Source organism: Ideonella benzenivorans, from assembly GCF_020387415.1.
Lineage (GTDB): Bacteria > Pseudomonadota > Gammaproteobacteria > Burkholderiales > Burkholderiaceae_C > Ideonella > Ideonella benzenivorans.
The window spans coordinates 84,879-100,520 of the sequence record NZ_JAGWCB010000012.1; the positions used below are offsets into that span (position 1 = coordinate 84,879).

Annotated in this window: 16 protein-coding genes; 7 read left to right on the forward strand and 9 right to left on the reverse strand. The window is 63.8% G+C overall.

What is annotated here, in order from left to right; genetic code table 11:
* Positions 1-12 precede the first annotated feature (12 nt).
* Genes ccoP through KGA65_RS13135 form a run of 6 tightly spaced genes read right to left on the reverse strand, consistent with a single transcriptional unit; the run spans position 13 to position 5,792 of the window.
* Positions 13-930, reverse strand: coding sequence for a cytochrome-c oxidase, cbb3-type subunit III (gene ccoP / locus KGA65_RS13110; RefSeq protein ID WP_225863577.1), 918 nt, complete (start codon positions 928-930; stop codon positions 13-15).
* A gap of 48 nt (positions 931-978) precedes the next feature.
* Positions 979-1,149, reverse strand: coding sequence for a cbb3-type cytochrome oxidase subunit 3 (locus KGA65_RS13115; protein WP_225863578.1), 171 nt, complete (start codon positions 1,147-1,149; stop codon positions 979-981).
* Positions 1,150-1,166: 17 nt separating this feature from the next.
* Positions 1,167-1,787 carry a cytochrome-c oxidase, cbb3-type subunit II gene (gene ccoO, locus KGA65_RS13120; protein WP_225863579.1) on the reverse strand — a complete coding sequence of 207 codons (621 nt, stop codon included), beginning with the start codon at positions 1,785-1,787 and terminating at the stop codon, positions 1,167-1,169.
* 19 nt (positions 1,788-1,806) lie between these two features.
* Positions 1,807-3,252, reverse strand: a complete 1,446-nt coding sequence (ccoN, locus tag KGA65_RS13125; protein ID WP_225863580.1) for a cytochrome-c oxidase, cbb3-type subunit I — start codon at positions 3,250-3,252, stop codon at positions 1,807-1,809.
* A gap of 32 nt (positions 3,253-3,284) precedes the next feature.
* Positions 3,285-3,488: a cbb3-type cytochrome oxidase assembly protein CcoS gene (gene ccoS / locus KGA65_RS13130; protein ID WP_022982560.1), complete on the reverse strand. Its 204-nt coding sequence runs from the start codon at positions 3,486-3,488 to the stop codon at positions 3,285-3,287.
* A gap of 30 nt (positions 3,489-3,518) precedes the next feature.
* Positions 3,519-5,792: a heavy metal translocating P-type ATPase gene (locus KGA65_RS13135; RefSeq protein WP_225863581.1), complete on the reverse strand. Its 2,274-nt coding sequence runs from the start codon at positions 5,790-5,792 to the stop codon at positions 3,519-3,521.
* A gap of 75 nt (positions 5,793-5,867) precedes the next feature.
* Here KGA65_RS13135 and KGA65_RS13140 point away from each other — a divergent pair, with 75 nt between their 5' ends.
* Positions 5,868-6,344, forward strand: a complete 477-nt coding sequence (locus tag KGA65_RS13140; protein ID WP_225863582.1) for a DUF192 domain-containing protein — start codon at positions 5,868-5,870, stop codon at positions 6,342-6,344.
* A 75-nt stretch (positions 6,345-6,419) separates the two neighbouring features.
* Here KGA65_RS13140 and KGA65_RS13145 read toward each other — a convergent pair whose 3' ends face one another.
* Together KGA65_RS13145 and xseA are read right to left on the reverse strand one after the other, a co-directional pair.
* Entirely contained in the window at positions 6,420-7,004 is a 585-nt protein-coding gene (locus KGA65_RS13145; protein WP_225863583.1) for a superoxide dismutase, read from the reverse strand.
* An 87-nt stretch (positions 7,005-7,091) separates the two neighbouring features.
* Positions 7,092-8,423: an exodeoxyribonuclease VII large subunit gene (gene xseA / locus KGA65_RS13150; protein WP_225863584.1), complete on the reverse strand. Its 1,332-nt coding sequence runs from the start codon at positions 8,421-8,423 to the stop codon at positions 7,092-7,094.
* Positions 8,424-8,765: 342 nt separating this feature from the next.
* Here xseA and KGA65_RS13155 point away from each other — a divergent pair, with 342 nt between their 5' ends.
* The 6 genes from KGA65_RS13155 (at position 8,766) to adk (ending at position 12,634) form a co-directional block, all read left to right on the forward strand.
* A complete protein-coding gene (locus KGA65_RS13155; RefSeq protein ID WP_225863585.1) occupies positions 8,766-9,389 on the forward strand; it encodes a MotA/TolQ/ExbB proton channel family protein in 624 nt (207 codons plus the stop codon).
* Positions 9,390-9,405: 16 nt separating this feature from the next.
* Positions 9,406-9,840: an ExbD/TolR family protein gene (locus KGA65_RS13160; RefSeq protein WP_225863586.1), complete on the forward strand. Its 435-nt coding sequence runs from the start codon at positions 9,406-9,408 to the stop codon at positions 9,838-9,840.
* Positions 9,837-10,898 (forward strand): tetraacyldisaccharide 4'-kinase, encoded by a 1,062-nt coding sequence (lpxK, locus tag KGA65_RS13165; RefSeq protein ID WP_225863587.1) that lies wholly within the window; start codon positions 9,837-9,839, stop codon positions 10,896-10,898. Before KGA65_RS13160 ends, lpxK begins: the two co-directional genes overlap by 4 nt.
* Entirely contained in the window at positions 10,888-11,085 is a 198-nt protein-coding gene (locus tag KGA65_RS13170) for a Trm112 family protein (protein ID WP_225863588.1), read from the forward strand. The genes lpxK and KGA65_RS13170 overlap by 11 nt, the downstream gene beginning before the upstream one ends.
* The gene (gene kdsB, locus KGA65_RS13175) at positions 11,082-11,840 is read left to right on the forward strand and encodes a 3-deoxy-manno-octulosonate cytidylyltransferase (protein ID WP_225863589.1); all 759 of its coding nucleotides are present in this window, start codon (positions 11,082-11,084) and stop codon (positions 11,838-11,840) included. The genes KGA65_RS13170 and kdsB overlap by 4 nt, the downstream gene beginning before the upstream one ends.
* A gap of 140 nt (positions 11,841-11,980) precedes the next feature.
* Positions 11,981-12,634 (forward strand): adenylate kinase, encoded by a 654-nt coding sequence (adk, locus tag KGA65_RS13180; protein ID WP_225863590.1) that lies wholly within the window; start codon positions 11,981-11,983, stop codon positions 12,632-12,634.
* Positions 12,635-12,753: 119 nt separating this feature from the next.
* Here the strand turns inward: adk and KGA65_RS13185 are convergent, their stop codons facing one another.
* On the reverse strand, positions 12,754-15,570 hold the full coding sequence (locus tag KGA65_RS13185; protein ID WP_225863591.1) for a TonB-dependent receptor: 2,817 nt from the start codon (positions 15,568-15,570) through the stop codon (positions 12,754-12,756).
* Between the last annotated feature and the right edge of the window lie 72 nt (positions 15,571-15,642).

Here is a 15,642-nt window from a genome sequence, read left to right on the forward strand (position 1 = left end):
AGTCACTTTAGCTCATTGGGCAGCAACTTTTGTGCTGTGGGACAAGTTCCAGACGTAGGCCGCCAGCACCTTGATCTGTTCGGGCGTGAAGCGCTGGCCCTGCGGTGGCATGACATTGGTCTTGCCATTGTTGACCATCGCCATCACGGCATCCTCACCCCAGCCGTGCAGCCAGACCTTGTCCGTCAGGTTCGGCGCCCCGACCACCGGATTGCCCTTGCCTTCCGGGCCGTGACAAGCTGCGCAAGCCGCGAACTTGGTCTTGCCCAACTGTGCGGCCACCGAGTTGTGCGGGCTGCCCGACAGGCTCAGCACATAGTTGGCCACGTTGCGCACGTCTTCCGGCGTTCCCACGGCAGGCGCCATCACCGGCATCACACCTTGGCGACCGTTGACGATGGTCTTCTCGATGTACTCGGGACCGCCATCCCCACCCAGCCAGTCCTGGTCGGTCAGGTTCGGGAAGCCCTTGCTGCCACGGGCATCGGCGCCGTGGCATTGCGCGCAGTTGTTGACGAACAGCCGCTCGCCAATGGCCATGGCCTGCGGGTTCTTGGCCAGTTCCGGGGCTGGCACATTGTTGAAGGCGGCATACACCGGCGCCATGGCCGCACGTGCCTTGTCGTTCTCAGTCTGCAGCTGACCGATCTCGGTCCAGCCCAGGGCCCCCTTGTTGGAACCCAGGCCCGGATAGAGCGTCAGGTAGACCGCAGCAAAGACCACGGTGATCACGAACAGCCCCATCCACCAGCGCGGCAGTGGGTTGTTCATCTCCTTCAGGTCCTCGTCCCAGACGTGGCCGGTGCTGTTGTCATCGGCCATGACCCTTCTGCGGCTGGCAATGATCAACAGCGCCAGGCAGAAGACCAGCCCGCCGATCACGACGGCCGCGATATAGATCGACCATCCGACGTTGAAAAAGTCACTCATTCTTTTCTCCTGTGGTGAGCGGGCCGGCGCTGCCGGCCCTCGCGCACATCACTTCAGGTGGTGAGCACCGTCGCTCTCATCATCCATGAAGGGCAGCTGGGCCGCCTCGTCAAACCCCGACTTGCGATGCCGACTCCAGGTCCACACCATCAGCGCGACGAACAACACCAGAGACACCACGGTCACGATGCTGCGCAACATGTTCAGATCGATTGACATGCTCGGCTCCTATTCCTTTACTTGCGGGCAGTCCCGAGGACCTGCAGGTAGGCCACCAGGGCATCCATTTCGGTCTTGCCCTTGACCTCGTCACCTGCCGCCGCAATTTCGGCGTCGGAGTAAGGCACCCCCACCTTGCGCAGCGCGCTCATCTTGGGACCGATGGCTGCCGGATCCAGCGTGGCGTCCTTCAGCCACGGGAAGGACGGCATGTTCGACTCCGGCACCACATCGCGCGGATTGTTCAGATGCACGCGATGCCATTCATCGCTATAGCGACCACCAACGCGCTGAAGATCAGGCCCCGTGCGCTTGCTGCCCCACTGGAACGGGTGGTCGTAGACGTACTCGCCGGCCACCGAGTAGGGGCCATAGCGCAGGGTCTCCGCACGGAACGGACGCACCATTTGTGAGTGGCAGTTGTAGCAGCCCTCGCGCAGGTAGACGTCCCGTCCTGCCAGCTGCAGCGCGGTGTAGGGCTTCAGGCCCGGCACCGGTTGCGTGGTCGAGTGCTGGAAGAACAGCGGAACGATTTCCACCAGCCCCCCGATCGCCACGGCGACCAGGATCAGCACAATCATCAGAAAGTTGCTGGTCTCGATCTTCTCGTGACCAGACGGCTTGTGATTGCTCGCCATTTGTTGTTCTCCTTCAGTCTCAGGCGTGAGCGACCACGGCCGGGATCGGCGTGGGCACGGCACGGCCATTGGCGATCGTCATGACCGTGTTCCAGGCCATGATCAGCATGCCGGTCAGGTACATCAGACCGCCGCACACACGAATCACGTAGAACGGATAGGTCGCCTTCACCGATTCGACAAAGCTGTAAACCAGCGTGCCGTCAGGGTTCACCGCGCGCCACATCAGGCCTTGCATCACACCGGCAATCCACATCGCGGCGATGTAGAGCACGATGCCGATGGTGGCGATCCAGAAGTGCAGCTCAATCGCGCGGGTGCTGTACATGCTCTTGCGACCGAACATGCGCGGGATCAGGTGATACAGGGCACCGATCGACACCATGCCCACCCAGCCCAGGGCGCCAGAGTGCACGTGGCCCACCGTCCAGTCCGTGTAGTGCGACAGGGCATTCACGGTCTTGATGGACATCATCGGACCTTCGAAGGTCGACATGCCGTAGAACGACAGGGACACGATCAGGAACTTCAGGATCGGGTCGTCACGCAGCTTGTTCCAGGCCCCCGAGAGGGTCATGATGCCGTTGATCATCCCGCCCCAGCTCGGCGCCAGCAGCACCAGCGAGAAGATCATGCCGACCGACTGCGCCCAGTCCGGCAGCGCGGTGTAGTGCAGGTGGTGAGGACCCGCCCACATGTAGGTGAAGATCAGGGCCCAGAAGTGCACGATCGACAGGCGATACGAGTACACCGGACGCTCGGCCTGCTTGGGAATGTAGTAGTACATGATTCCCAGGAAGCCGGCGGTCAGGAAGAAGCCCACGGCGTTGTGGCCATACCACCACTGGACCATGGCGTCCTGGACACCGGCGTAAGCCGAGTAGGACTTCATCGGCCACAGCGACACCGGCACTTCAGCGCTGTTCACGATGTGCAGCAGCGCGACAGCGATGATGAAGGCACCGAAGAACCAGTTGGCCACGTAGATGTGACGCACCTTGCGGATGCCGATGGTGCCGAAGAAGACGATGGCGTAGGACACCCAGACGACGGCGATCAGGATGTCGATCGGCCATTCGAGTTCGGCATATTCCTTGCCAGCGGTCATCCCCAAGGGCAGCGTCACCACAGCCAACAGCACCACGATGTTCCACCCGATGAAGGTGAACCACGCCAGCTTGGGCAGAAACAGCGCGGTTTGACAGGTGCGCTGAACCACGTGGTAGCTGGTGGCGAAGAGCACCGAGCCGCCAAATGCAAAGATCACAGCGTTCGTGTGCAACGGGCGCAGACGACCGTAGGTCAACCACGGGATGCCATTGATGAGCTCAGGCCACGCCAACTGGGACGCGACGATCACCCCTACCAGCATCCCTACGATGCCGTACAACACCGCAACGAGGGCGAACCCCCTCACCACGGCGTCTGTGTATGCCGGTTGTGCCGGCGCGGAACTATTTGCCATCGGAAGGCCTCCTTCTTATCGAGACTCTTGACTCACTGAGACGGGTTGGATTGTTTTTGAACACCCTGACGAGGCGCTTGATCGTCATCAACGACGGTCGCGTCCTGTTGCAGGATGCGTTCGCCTTCGCGCTCCAGATCATCAAACTGGCCGCGGTGCAGCGCCCAGCCGAACACGCCGATGATGACCAGGACCAGCACAGCGGACAGCGGAATCAGCAGATAAAGAATGTCCATCGAATGCCTTGCAGGGGTGTACTGGACACGTCAGCGCCCAATGCGCCAGGCGTTTCCAACCACCAGCAGTGAACTCAAGGCCATGCCCAGCCCCGCCGCCCAGGGCGGAAGATAACCCAGCATGGCCAAAGGAATGCAAGCGCTGTTGTAGAGCGCCGCCCAAATCAGGTTCTGTCGCACCACGGTCATCGCCTGTCGGGCCAGCCGCCGCGACAGCACCAAATCCTCCAGGCGATTGGACACGATCACGGCATCGGCATGCGAACGGGCCACCAGGGCGCCCTGCCCCATCGCAAAGGAGACATTGGCCCGCGCCAGCACCGGCGCATCGTTGATGCCGTCTCCCACCATGCCAACGATGGCGCCGTCGGCCTGAGCCCGAGCCAGCACATCGCGCTTGATCGCCGGCGTCGCATCACCATGGAATTCGGTCAGCCCCAGCGCGGCCGCCAAGCGGCTGACGCGCTCTGTGCTGTCTCCTGACAACAGGCCCACCTGAATGCCCTCGGCGCCGAGCGCCTGAAGCGCCTGAGCGGCATCGGGCCTGAGTCGCTCGTCGAACTCAAAGCGTGCCAGCGGCTGCCCCACCGGGCCGAAATAGACGGCCTGCCCCTCATCCTGCCCGGCAGCATGCCGCAGGGCCCCTTCGCCCCCTACCCAGGCGAAGGACCCCAGCCGCCAGCGACGTCCGGTGCCATCCGCCCCCTCCAGGCCGGCCCCTGCCTGTTCCTGCACCGCGTCCCATGGGGCCTGCTCCGAGGCCATCCCCTGCGCAGCCAAGGCCTGGGACAACGGGTGACTGGACCAGCGTGCCAGCGACGCCGCTTGTGCGGTCAGCGTCACCGCATCGCCATCGTCCGCCAGCAGCACCGTCCGCGACCACTGTGGCCGCTCCTCGGTCAAGGTGCCGGTCTTGTCGGTGTAGAGCCGGGTCATGGTGGCCAGGGCCTCCAGTGCATCCAGCCGCTGCACCATCACACCGCGCCGCGCCAGGGCACCGGCGGCAGCCACCAGGGCCGAGGGCGCCGCCAGAGACAAGGCACAGGGGCAGGTGACGATCAGCACCGACACCATGACCCAGACCGCCCGGGACGGATCCACCCACGACCAGACCAGCCCGGCCCCCAGCGCCAAGGCCAGCACCGTCCACAGGAAAGGAGCCGCCCAGGCATCCGCCCACCGGGCCAGCGCCGGGCGCTGGCTCATGGCATCGCGCATCATGGCCACGATGGCCTCGTGCCGGGTGTCTGCGCCCACCCGCTCTACCTGCATGGTGGCCGGCGCGCCCAGGTTGATGCTGCCCGCCACCACCTCGTCGCCGGCCTGCTTCACCACCGGACGGGACTCCCCGGTCAGCAGGGATTCATCGGCCTCGGTTTGCCCTTGCTCCAGTCGGCCATCGGCCGGGAAGGCCGCCCCCACCGGCACGCGCACCCGGTCTCCGCGCACCAGACGGAGCACGCTGACCGTCTCGACCGCGTCACCGACCTTGAGCCGCAAGGCCGTCTCCGGCATGCCGGAAAGCGTCTCTTCCAGCGCCTCGGCGGCGCGGTGGCGAGCGCTCATCTCCAGATAGCGCCCCCCCAGCAAGAAGCTCACGAACATCGTGAGCGAATCGAAGTAGACGTCATGCCCGAAAGGGCCGGTCGGGTCGAAGGTGGCCCCTGAGCTCGCGACGAAGGTCACCAGCAGCCCCAGCGCGACGGGCACGTCCATGCCGATCTTGTGCAAGCGCAGACTGCGCCACGCCCCCGTGAAGAAGGGCCCCGCGGAAAACAGCAGCACCGGCAGCGTCACCACCCAACTGCCCCAGTTCAACAGCTGCCGCAGGTCTGGCGCCAGTTCGTTGCCATGCGCGACATAACTGGGCGTGGCGAACATCATGACCTGCATGGCGCAGAAACTGGCCACAAACACCCGCCACAGCGCCTGCCGTCGCTCCTTGCGACGCAGCTCCCGCACCGAGGCTGCCGCATCCGGCGCCGCGTCATAACCCGCCCCCCGGATGGCCTGCACCAGCCGGGACGGCGAGGTCTGCGCCGGGTCCCAGCGAATCTGGGCCCGCCGAGAGGCCGAATTGACGTGCGCCTCCGCGACCCCCGGCACCGCTGCCAGCGCCGATTCGATGATGCCGGCACAGGCGGCACAGTACATTCCGCTCAGCTGGAACGCGGATTCCGCTTGGCGTTGCCCATCCGCGGCCTCGGTCCAGCGGGTGAAGCGCTGTTGTTCGATCGGGTCGTCCAAGACGGCCAGATCAAGACCCGAAGTCGGTTCGGCGCCAAGGGAAACAGCAGCATTCATGAAGCAATCGGAAGATGTCAGCCGCCCAGCGGGCCAGCACGTTGAGGCATGTTATGGCCATCCATCCCCTTTGAAATGACATTCATCAAGAGTAATTCCGTCGTCCTCGGCGCCATTTGGTGGTTGGTCGGGGTTTTCCCGGGCCTGGCCCAGGCCCAGGGCAGCAGCCCACAAGCCCAGCACCTGCCCTCGGTGACCCTGTCGGCGGGGATGTACAACATCGTGGCCCAGGTGGCCCAGACGCCGGAGCAGCGGGAAATCGGCCTGATGTTCCGGAAGGCGATGGCCCCGCACGAGGGCATGCTGTTCGTGTTCGAGCTGCCGGCCACCCAGTGCTTCTGGATGAAGAACACCTTGATTCCGCTGTCCGCAGCGTTCGTCGCCGAGGACGGCACGATCGTGAACATCGAGGACATGGCCCCGATGACCGAAGCCTCCCACTGCTCCCGCAAACCGGTGCGGTTTGTGCTGGAGATGAACCAGGGCTGGTTCACCAAGCGGGGGCTGAAGGCGGGGGCTCGCCTGAGCGGCCCGGCCTTTGCGGCCCCCTGAGCCCGCCGTTGATGGGACAACAAAAAAGGCCGGCATGAAGCCGGCCCTTTTTGGGAGGCGAAGCTCGCTCGCCGATCAGGCGGCGAAATTGGCTTCCGCGAACGACCAGTTCACCAGGTTGTTCAGGAAGGTTTCGACAAACTTGGGGCGCAGATTGCGGTAATCGATGTAGTAGGCGTGTTCCCAGACATCAATCGTCAGAACCGGCTTGTCACCGGTGGTCAGCGGCGTGCCGGCGGCCCCCATGTTGACGATGTCCAGCGAACCATCGGCCTTCTTCACCAGCCAGGTCCAGCCCGAACCGAAGTTGCCGACGGCGCTCTTCGTGAAGGCTTCCTTGAAGGCCGCAAACGACCCCCACTTGGCGTTGATGGCCGCAGCCAGCGCACCCGTGGGCTCGCCGCCGCCATTCTTCTTCAGGCAGTTCCAGAAGAAGGTGTGGTTCCAGGTCTGGGCCGCGTTGTTGTACACGGGGCCGCTGGACTTCTTGACCACGTCTTCCAGCGGCAGGCCCGCGAATTCCGTGCCACCGATCAGGTTGTTGAGGTTCACCACATAGGCATTGTGGTGCTTGCCGTAGTGGTACTCCAGCGTCTCCCGGCTCATGTGGGGCGTCAGGTCGTCCAGGCCAAACGGCAGCGGCGGCAGAGTGTGTTCCATGCAGATTCCTTTCGTGGATGACACGGCGGTCGTCAAGCCCGCCGGCTTCATGGGTGAAGAGTCGGCGTCGATTGTAGGCACGGGTGCCTAATCCGAGCCGCGAGCAGGCCCAGTATCCCTGGCCCCAGCTTCGATATCGGTGACGGTGGCCCGGGCGGCACCATCCTGCCAGACAGCGCGCACGGCCTGCCCGGTGGACAACTGGGCCACCGACAGGATTGGTCGACCATCCGCGCCTTCCACCCAGGCGTAGCCGCGCGCGAGAACGGCCCGGGGATCCAGCGCAGCCAGCCGGGCTGCCCGCAGTCGCAGCGCATGCTGCTGCGTCTGCACCATCTGCCCGGCCGCCCGCTGCCAACGGGTCTCCAGATCGGCCCGCCGCTGCCGGGTCCGCAAGACCTGCGCATTTGATGCCGCGACCAGACGCTGCCGCAAGCGGAGCAGCCGCTCGGCCTGCAGCTGAAGCTGCCGCCGGGGGTCACGCAGCCGCAGCCCCGCCCGGTCCAGCTGTTGCACCGCACTTTCCAGGCGTTGATGCACCCGCCGGATCATCCACTGGGCCCTGCCGTCCAGTGCCGCCAGCAGTTCGTCGCGCGCCGGGGACACCAGCTCCGCGGCGGCCGTCGGCGTGGGCGCCCGCAGGTCCGCCGCCCAGTCGGCCAGGGTCACGTCGGTCTCATGCCCCACGCCGCAGATCACCGGCAGGGCCGACTGTGCCACCGCCAGCACCACACGTTCGTCGTTGAAGGCCCACAGGTCCTCCAGGCTGCCGCCCCCTCGGCAAAGCAGGATGACATCGACCTCCGCCCGCGCATTGGCCTGGGCCAAAGCGGCCTGCAGCGCGGCCGGCGCCTCCGCCCCCTGGACCAGCGACGGGTACAACACCACCTCAACATGTGGCGCACGACGGCGCAGCGTGGTCACGACGTCGTGCCAGACCGCGCCGCTGGCCGAGGTCAGCACCCCCACGGCGCGCGGATGGGCCGGCAGGGCCCGCTTGCGGGCGGGGTCAAACCACCCCTGTGCCGCCAGCCGGGCCTTCAGGCGCAGAAACTCCTCATACAGCGCCCCCGCCCCCAGGGGCTGCAGCGCCTCCACCACCAGCTGCAGTTCGCCCCGCGGTTCGTAGATGGACAGCCGCCCCCGCAGCTCGACCTGTTGCCCATCCCGTGGCGGGCTGGCCAGCATCGCGGCCTGGCGCCGGAACATGACACAGCGGATGGCCGCACCGTTGCCCTGCCCATCCTTGAGCGAGAAATAGCAGTGCCCACTCGCCGCCCGCATGTAGCCCGACAGCTCCCCCCGGACCGTGACGGCGCCGAAGCGCACGGCCATCGCATCGGCGACGGCCAGCAACAGCCCGGCCACACTCCAGGCCCGCCCGACACCATCTTGCCGCGGCTCCAGCTCATCGGTCATGGCCGCATCCTCGAAGCGATCGCGACAGATATCCACGCGCCCGCCATCCCGACGCAACGCGCCCAGAGCCCCTCACGAAAAACGATTCTTCGTCACAACACATTGATTTGTATGGAAATTTGATCGCCATCTTTTTGGGCAATCTAGTGGAAAGCCCGTAGCGACAGGCTTTTCGGCCGCCCCGCACCGGCTTACCCACAAAGTTATCCACAGAAAATGTGGATGCCCCAGGGCACAGACAGCCACCGTCGCACATCTGCCGCACGCTGCAATCGACGACCGCCCCTTCAGTTCATAATCGCGGGCACGCTGTCTGCAAGGCCTTGGGCCAGAGGGGTATCGTTGCTGTCCATCATACAAGCCGCCGGCTGGCCGATTTGGCCGCTGATCCTGTGCTCCGTCGGGGCCCTGGCCCTGGTTCTGGAGCGTCTGGTTTACCTGCGCAAGGTGCGCGTGGCCCCCGAGGGACTGACCGACGAGGTGCTGACCGTGGCCAAGCAGGGTGTTCCCAGTACCGAGGTGCTGAAGAAGCTCGCTGACAACTCCCTGCTGGGCAGCGTGCTGGCCGGTGGCCTGCGTGCCTGGTCCAGCGATCCACGGGCCCCCGAATCCACCCTGCGGCAGGCCTTCGAAACGGCCGGACGCTCGGCGGCACACCAGTTGGACCGCTATCTGAACGCCATTTCCACCATCGCCTCGGCCGCTCCGCTGCTCGGGTTGCTGGGCACGGTGATCGGCATGATCGAGATCTTCGGTTCCCAGGCTCCCGGCAACGGCACCAACCCGGTTCAACTGGCTCATGGCATCTCCGTCGCGCTGTACAACACGGCGTTCGGTCTGATGGTGGCCATTCCGTCGCTGATGGCGCACCGCTACTTCCGCGGCCGCGTCAACGACTATCTGCACGACATGGAGCAGGCCAGCGAGCGACTGCTGCTGCAACTGATGCGCCAAGGCAACCGCTGAGCCCGCAGAAATGGCCATGAACTTCCGTGCCCGCTCTTCCGATGAACCGGAGATCAACCTGATCCCGTTCATTGATGTCTTGCTGGTGATCCTCATCTTCCTGATGCTGTCGACCACCTACTCCCGGTTCACGGAGTTGCAGGTCAATCTGCCCTCTGCGGCCGCCGATGCCGTGCACGAGCGCCCTGCGCAGATCATCGTCGCCGTCGCGGCCGATGGCCGTTATGCCGTCGACAGCCAGGCCGTCGACGGTCGCAGCGTGGACGCGCTGACGGTTGCGCTCCAACGGGCTGCCACGGATCAACAGAACCCCTTCGTGATCATTTCGGCCGATGCCACCGCGGCCCACCAGTCGGTCATCAACGTGTTGGATGCCGCCCGCCGCGCCGGCCTGGTGCGCATCACCTTCGCAGCCCAGGCGCCAGGCTCTGGCGGCAGCCCCAACCCGTGACGACTTCCCGGCTGGCCAACTGGCTGCAGCGCCAGTGGTGGCAGCCTCGCCCTGGCATGGCCGCATGCCTGCTGTGGCCTCTGTCACTGCTGTATGTGGCACTGTCGTCCTTGCAGCGCTGGCGTGGCCGTCGCTGGGCCCAGCGACAGCGGCCCTTGCGGACACCGGTGATCGTGGTTGGCAACCTGATCGTGGGCGGCGCAGGCAAGACGCCCACCACCATTGGCCTGCTGCAGGCGTTGCAAGCACGCGGCTGGCACCCCGGTGTGGTGTCGCGCGGTTATGGGCGCCAGGATGACGAGATGGTGGAGGTTCATGCCGACACCCCGGCCGGCGTTGCCGGTGATGAGCCCCTGCTGATCCATTTGCGTACGCGCGCGCCCCTGATGGTCGGCCGCGACCGCTTTGCTGCGGCCCGCGCACTGCTGGATCGGCATCCGGAGATCGACGTGCTCTTGGCCGACGATGGCCTGCAGCACGCGCGCCTGCCCAGGGACTTGGCCATCGTGGTCTTCGACGCACGCGGACAAGGCAACGGCCTGCCCCTGCCCGCCGGCCCGCTGAGGCAACGCCTGCCCCGCGAGCTGCCCGACGACTGGCAGGTGCTCTACAACGCCGACCGCCCTTCAACGCGCCTGCCCGGGCCCTGCGCCCAGCGCCGTCTGTCCGGCGCCGCGCTGCTGCCCCACTGGTGGCAAGGCCTGCCACCGTCGCCCGAGGCCTTGCGGACACTGGCCGGCCAGTCACAACAGCACCCGCTCGTCGCTGCGGCGGGCATTGCCGAACCCGAGCGCTTCTTCCGCCAGCTGGAACAGGCCGGCCTTCGGCTGAGCCGCCTGCCCCTGCCCGACCACGCGGTGCTGCATCCGCCGCCCTGGCCAACCGATGCGTCGGACGTGCTGATCACCGAGAAGGACGCGGTGAAACTGCAGCCGCAGGCACTGCCACCCCTGCCACGCCTCTGGGTGGTCGCGCTAGACTTGCAGCTTCCTGACGATCTGCTTCGGCGCGTCGACCAAGCTCTGCTCCATTCCAAGAATACGCACCATGACCGCTGACCACCGACTGCTCGAGATGCTGGTATGCCCCGTTTGCAAGGGCCCTCTCCAACTGCGGCGAGATGAACAGCAACGCCCCATGGAACTGGTGTGCGCAGCGGATCGCCTGGCCTTTCCCATTCGTGACGGCATTCCCATCATGCTGGAGGGCGAGGCACGTGTGCTGGGTGCAGAGGAAACACTGTGACCTTCAGCGTTCTCATTCCGGCGCGCCTGTCCTCCTCGCGTCTGCCAAGCAAGCCATTGGCCGATCTGGGGGGCAAACCCATGGTGGTGCGTGTGGCGGAACGCGCACTGCAGTCCGGTGCCCGGCGGGTGGTGGTCGCCACCGATGCCGAAACCATTCAACAGGCCTGCACAGCACATGGCGTCACGGCCATCCTGACGCGCCACGACCATCAGAGCGGCAGTGACCGATTGGCAGAGGCCTGCACACAACTGGGCCTGGATGGCGACGCCATCGTGGTCAATGTGCAAGGGGACGAGCCGCTCATCGACCCCACGCTGATCCGTGCTTGCGCCGAGCAGCTGATCCAACACCCCGATTGCGTCACCGCCACCGCTGCCCACGCCATTCATTCCGAGGCGGAGCTGCGCAATCCCAACGTGGTCAAGGTCGTGCTCGACCGGCGGGGCCGTGCCCTGTACTTCAGCCGCGCCCCCATTCCTTGGTGGCGTGACGGCTCCTCGGGCGGGCACCCCTCGCTGACGTCGAGCTGCCCTCCGCTGCGCCACATCGGCATCTACGCCTATCGAGCAGGCTATCTGCGCGGCTTCCCTGGACTGGAGGCCTCGCCACTGGAACAGGTCGAGTCCTTGGAACAGCTGCGCATCCTCTGGCATGGCGAGAAGATCGCGGTTCATGTCACAGACACCCCGCCGCCCGCGGGCGTGGACACCCCCGAAGACCTCGCCCGCGTCCGCCAGCACTACCTGGGGTAAGCCCGGAGTTTTCAGGCTGAGGCGCGTCAGGTCTGCGCAGGTAAGCCCATGCTATCCTGCCCTCAATCCAGGAACTGCCCGCAGCGCGGGCCAGTTCGCCCACAGCGGCAACAAGAATTCATCATCACGAGGCATTTCCCATGCGATTGATTCTCCTCGGCGCGCCCGGCGCTGGCAAAGGAACCCAGGCGGCATTCATTTGCCAGAAGTTCGGTATTCCCCAGATCTCCACCGGCGACATGCTGCGCGCTGCCGTCAAGGCAGGGACCGAACTGGGATTGGCCGCCAAGAAGGTGATGGATGCGGGCGGCTTGGTCAGCGATGACATCATCATCGGGCTGGTCAAGGAACGCATCGCCCAGCCGGATTGCGCCAAGGGCTTCCTCTTTGACGGATTTCCCCGCACCATTCCGCAGGCCGAGGCCATGAAGGCGGCAGGCGTCAAGCTGGACTATGTGTTGGAGATTGACGTTCCGGACGAGGCCATCATCGAGCGCATGAGTGGCCGCCGTGTTCACGTCGCTTCTGGGCGCACCTACCACGTCAAGTTCAACCCGCCCAAAGTGGAAGGCAAGGACGATGTGACCGGGGAAGAACTGGTCCAGCGTCCCGATGACGAGGAGACGACGGTGCGCAAGCGTCTGGATGTCTACCATTCCCAGACTGAACCCTTGGTCAGCTATTACAGCGACTGGGCCGCCACCGGGGACTCAATGGCACCGGCATATCGGAAGATCTCCGGAATGGGGACGGTGGATCAAATCACGGCGCGCGCGCTGGATGCTCTGCAGTAACCAAGGTTTCACCTCACCCAAAAAAGAGCTCACCTTTGGTGAGCTCTTTTTTTATCGTGCAGCTGCACTGCATAAAAGAGGCGACCCGAGGGTCGCCTTTTCTTGCTCTCAGAACGACATCAATAGAACTTGTACTTCACACCGAAGTTAAACACCGTTCCCAGCGCGCCGGCTTGATGGTAAGTCGCATTGTAGTGCGTCGAACCATAATATGCGGTCAGATCGTAAGGGGCCTTCCGATCAAGGATGTTCTGAATCGATCCATAGACTTGGAGAGCGTCAGAATACTTATAGCTACCGCTCAGGTCCACAGTCGTGAACGAAGGCGTCCGGCAGCCCTTCGGTGCATCCTCTCCATCCGCAAAAGTCAGCAGGCAACCATTCGGATCGCCAGCGTACTCCACGTTGCGGATACTGGACACGTAGTTCACAGTTCCCGTCAACGAGTAGGGACCATTGTCCCAGCCGAGCGAGAAAGTGGCCTTGTCCTTGGGGTTACCAGAAGACGAACTCATCGCCGTCGGACCATAGGTACCCGCATACTGGAACGCCGTACCATCTGCCAGCTTGCGCTTGAATGTGTTGACGTGGGTCCAAGTCGCCGACGCAGTGAACTTGCCAATCGCTTCAATCTTGAAGCGCTGACGCACGTCCAGATCAAAACCGCCAGTGATGGTCGAAGGGCCGTTCGTGTACGGCGTTGAGACAGCCAGCAGCGTACCGGAATTGGGCACGCCAGCCAGTTCGTCCGACGTATCGCGAATCACGGTCGCCGACGGGAAAGCACCCGGGTTGTTCAGCACCGCCGCCACGTCCGCCCCCAGGATCTCATTGGTGCGCTTGATGCGCCAGAAATCCAGAGAAACGCTGGTGTCCTTGAAAGGCTCCAGCACAAAGCCAAACGTGTAGCTGTCGGACTTCTCAGGCTTCACCTTCGGGTTAGCCGCACTCACCACCACCGTTTCGCCTGAACCGCAATCAACCGGATCATTGGTGATCGGGCAGCGTACCGGGTCCACGTACGAGGTATAGCCAGCCGAGCCGCCAACGCTCTTGCCACTTTCGGCAGGGCCAGGTGCGCGGAAACCCTTGGCAAACGTGCCACGCAACACCAGTTCATCCCAAGGCGTGAACTTCAATCCCAGCTTCGGGGTAAACGAGTTTCCGTAGTCGGAATAGTGGTCGTTACGAGCCGCTGCGGTGATTTCGAAGTTCTTCAGCACGGGGGCAGACAACTCCGCGTAGAGCGCGTAAACATCCCGCTTGGCGCTAAAACCAGAGTAACCAAGGCCGATGATGTCAGCTTCATAGGTGCCCGGAGTGGGGGGGCTGTCAACATCTTCATGACGGAACTCCGCACCGACCGCCAACTGCATGGGCCCACCGGGCAGCGTCATCAGCTCGCGGCTTGCCTTGGCATCCAACGAAGTGATCGAGGTCGTCGCGCTGTTGCTCAGTGTCGGCGAGATGGCATTCCGAGTGGCTTCGCTGTTCAGGCCGGCATTCACACCCAGGCGATAAAAGGTCAGATCAGGGTTCTTACCAGTCGTGTTGGTACCATTCAGGTAATCGCGCAGCACGCTGTTGCTGAGGTACCCGTTCTTAGTCACATCGGTCTTGCTCTGGGTGTACAGCAGGCCGGTTTCCCAATCCCAACCAAAGTTCGAGCCCTGCAAGCCCACCAAGGCACGGCTCACCGTGGTGTCATAAATGCTGTCACGCCCCCCCAGGTCTGCGGTCACGTAACGCAAGCGCGCGTACTCACCAGAAGGGTTGTCCGGATGGTCCGGACTCATGGTGATGTAGGTGTTGTCCTTGAAATTTGCATTGATGGCGTCATACCAAGTGCTGCTCACCGAGCTAGGAGTGCCAATGGTAAAGACCTTCGACTTGAACAAACCCACTTCAGCAAAACCGCTCAGCCCATCGCCCAGATCCAGCGTGCCACGCGACAGGAAGTTGATCTTGTCTTCCTTCGGCTGCAACTGGGAATAGTCCAGGGTATTCCAAGTGCATCCAGAGTAGCCCTCCGGCAAAGCGTAATTCGTGGGGCAACCCGTGCTGGGAAGGGCCAGCTGGGTATAAGCACCCAGCGCCGTCTGCCCTTCCGGTTCGGACACCGCGCGATACCAACCCCAGGGACTTGCAGAGGCGCCGCCAGCCGGTGTCTTGTAACCGCGGATGCTTCCTGCGGTAAAGCCGTATCCAAAATGGGTCGCATCAGGATCGCCGATGCCGTTCCGGTTCTTGCGATCAGACTGGAGGATCTCTCCGATTTGCTGTGCTTCCAACGTGAAGAACACGTTGTACTTGTCGGCACCGAAATCGCCGAAGCCACCGGTCAGCGAAGCCTTCGGCGTCTTGCCGTCGCCATACGACGTCACGCCGTAGGAGACGTTGGCCGCCAGGCCTTGGTAGTCACGGCGGGTGATGATGTTCACCACACCACCCATGGCATCAGAACCATAGATCGCAGAAGCCCCGTCCTTGACGACCTCAATGCGATCCACGGCCTCCATCGGAATCGTGCTCAGGTCAACGAAGGTACGTTGACCATCATCCGCCAAGCCATAAGGCGCCATGCGACGCCCATTCAGCAACACCAGTGTGGCATTGGGGCCCAGACCACGCAGGGATACACCGGAGGCGCCAGCCGCAAACCCATTGCCGAACGCCAGCGGAACCGATCCATTGTTGGAAGCGTTCAGCCCCAGAATCACATCGGCGATCGACGTCTTGCCGGACTTCTCGATGTCTTGACGAGAAATCGTTTGAACAGGCGAAGCCGTCTCAGAATCGACACGCTTGATGTTCGAACCGGTCACGGTGATGCGCTGAACGGCCTCGTCAGCGGCTTGTGCCGGCACCCCGGCCAGCATCGCACCGCTGCCAAAAGCAATCAGCAGGCTGCGTGCCAGCTCTGTTCGTTTGATCATCAGAGAACTCCTCAGTGGTTGATCGATAGACCACTCCTGAGCAAGCCACATGCCGGTCTTGTGAAGCCTTGA

What these genes read in the sequence shown, in the direction of transcription:
- ccoP (WP_225863577.1), bottom strand. Translation starts at nt 930, where the DNA reads ATGAGTGACTTTTTCAACGTCGGATGGTCGATCTATATCGCGGCCGTC.
- KGA65_RS13115 (WP_225863578.1), bottom strand. Translation starts at nt 1,149, where the DNA reads ATGTCAATCGATCTGAACATGTTGCGCAGCATCGTGACCGTGGTGTCT.
- ccoO (WP_225863579.1), bottom strand. Translation starts at nt 1,787, where the DNA reads ATGGCGAGCAATCACAAGCCGTCTGGTCACGAGAAGATCGAGACCAGC.
- ccoN (WP_225863580.1), bottom strand. Translation starts at nt 3,252, where the DNA reads ATGGCAAATAGTTCCGCGCCGGCACAACCGGCATACACAGACGCCGTG.
- ccoS (WP_022982560.1), bottom strand. Translation starts at nt 3,488, where the DNA reads ATGGACATTCTTTATCTGCTGATTCCGCTGTCCGCTGTGCTGGTCCTG.
- KGA65_RS13135 (WP_225863581.1), bottom strand. Translation starts at nt 5,792, where the DNA reads ATGAATGCTGCTGTTTCCCTTGGCGCCGAACCGACTTCGGGTCTTGAT.
- KGA65_RS13140 (WP_225863582.1), top strand. Translation starts at nt 5,868, where the DNA reads ATGACATTCATCAAGAGTAATTCCGTCGTCCTCGGCGCCATTTGGTGG.
- KGA65_RS13145 (WP_225863583.1), bottom strand. Translation starts at nt 7,004, where the DNA reads ATGGAACACACTCTGCCGCCGCTGCCGTTTGGCCTGGACGACCTGACG.
- xseA (WP_225863584.1), bottom strand. Translation starts at nt 8,423, where the DNA reads ATGACCGATGAGCTGGAGCCGCGGCAAGATGGTGTCGGGCGGGCCTGG.
- KGA65_RS13160 (WP_225863586.1), top strand. Translation starts at nt 9,406, where the DNA reads ATGAACTTCCGTGCCCGCTCTTCCGATGAACCGGAGATCAACCTGATC.
- KGA65_RS13170 (WP_225863588.1), top strand. Translation starts at nt 10,888, where the DNA reads ATGACCGCTGACCACCGACTGCTCGAGATGCTGGTATGCCCCGTTTGC.
- adk (WP_225863590.1), top strand. Translation starts at nt 11,981, where the DNA reads ATGCGATTGATTCTCCTCGGCGCGCCCGGCGCTGGCAAAGGAACCCAG.
- KGA65_RS13185 (WP_225863591.1), bottom strand. Translation starts at nt 15,570, where the DNA reads ATGATCAAACGAACAGAGCTGGCACGCAGCCTGCTGATTGCTTTTGGC.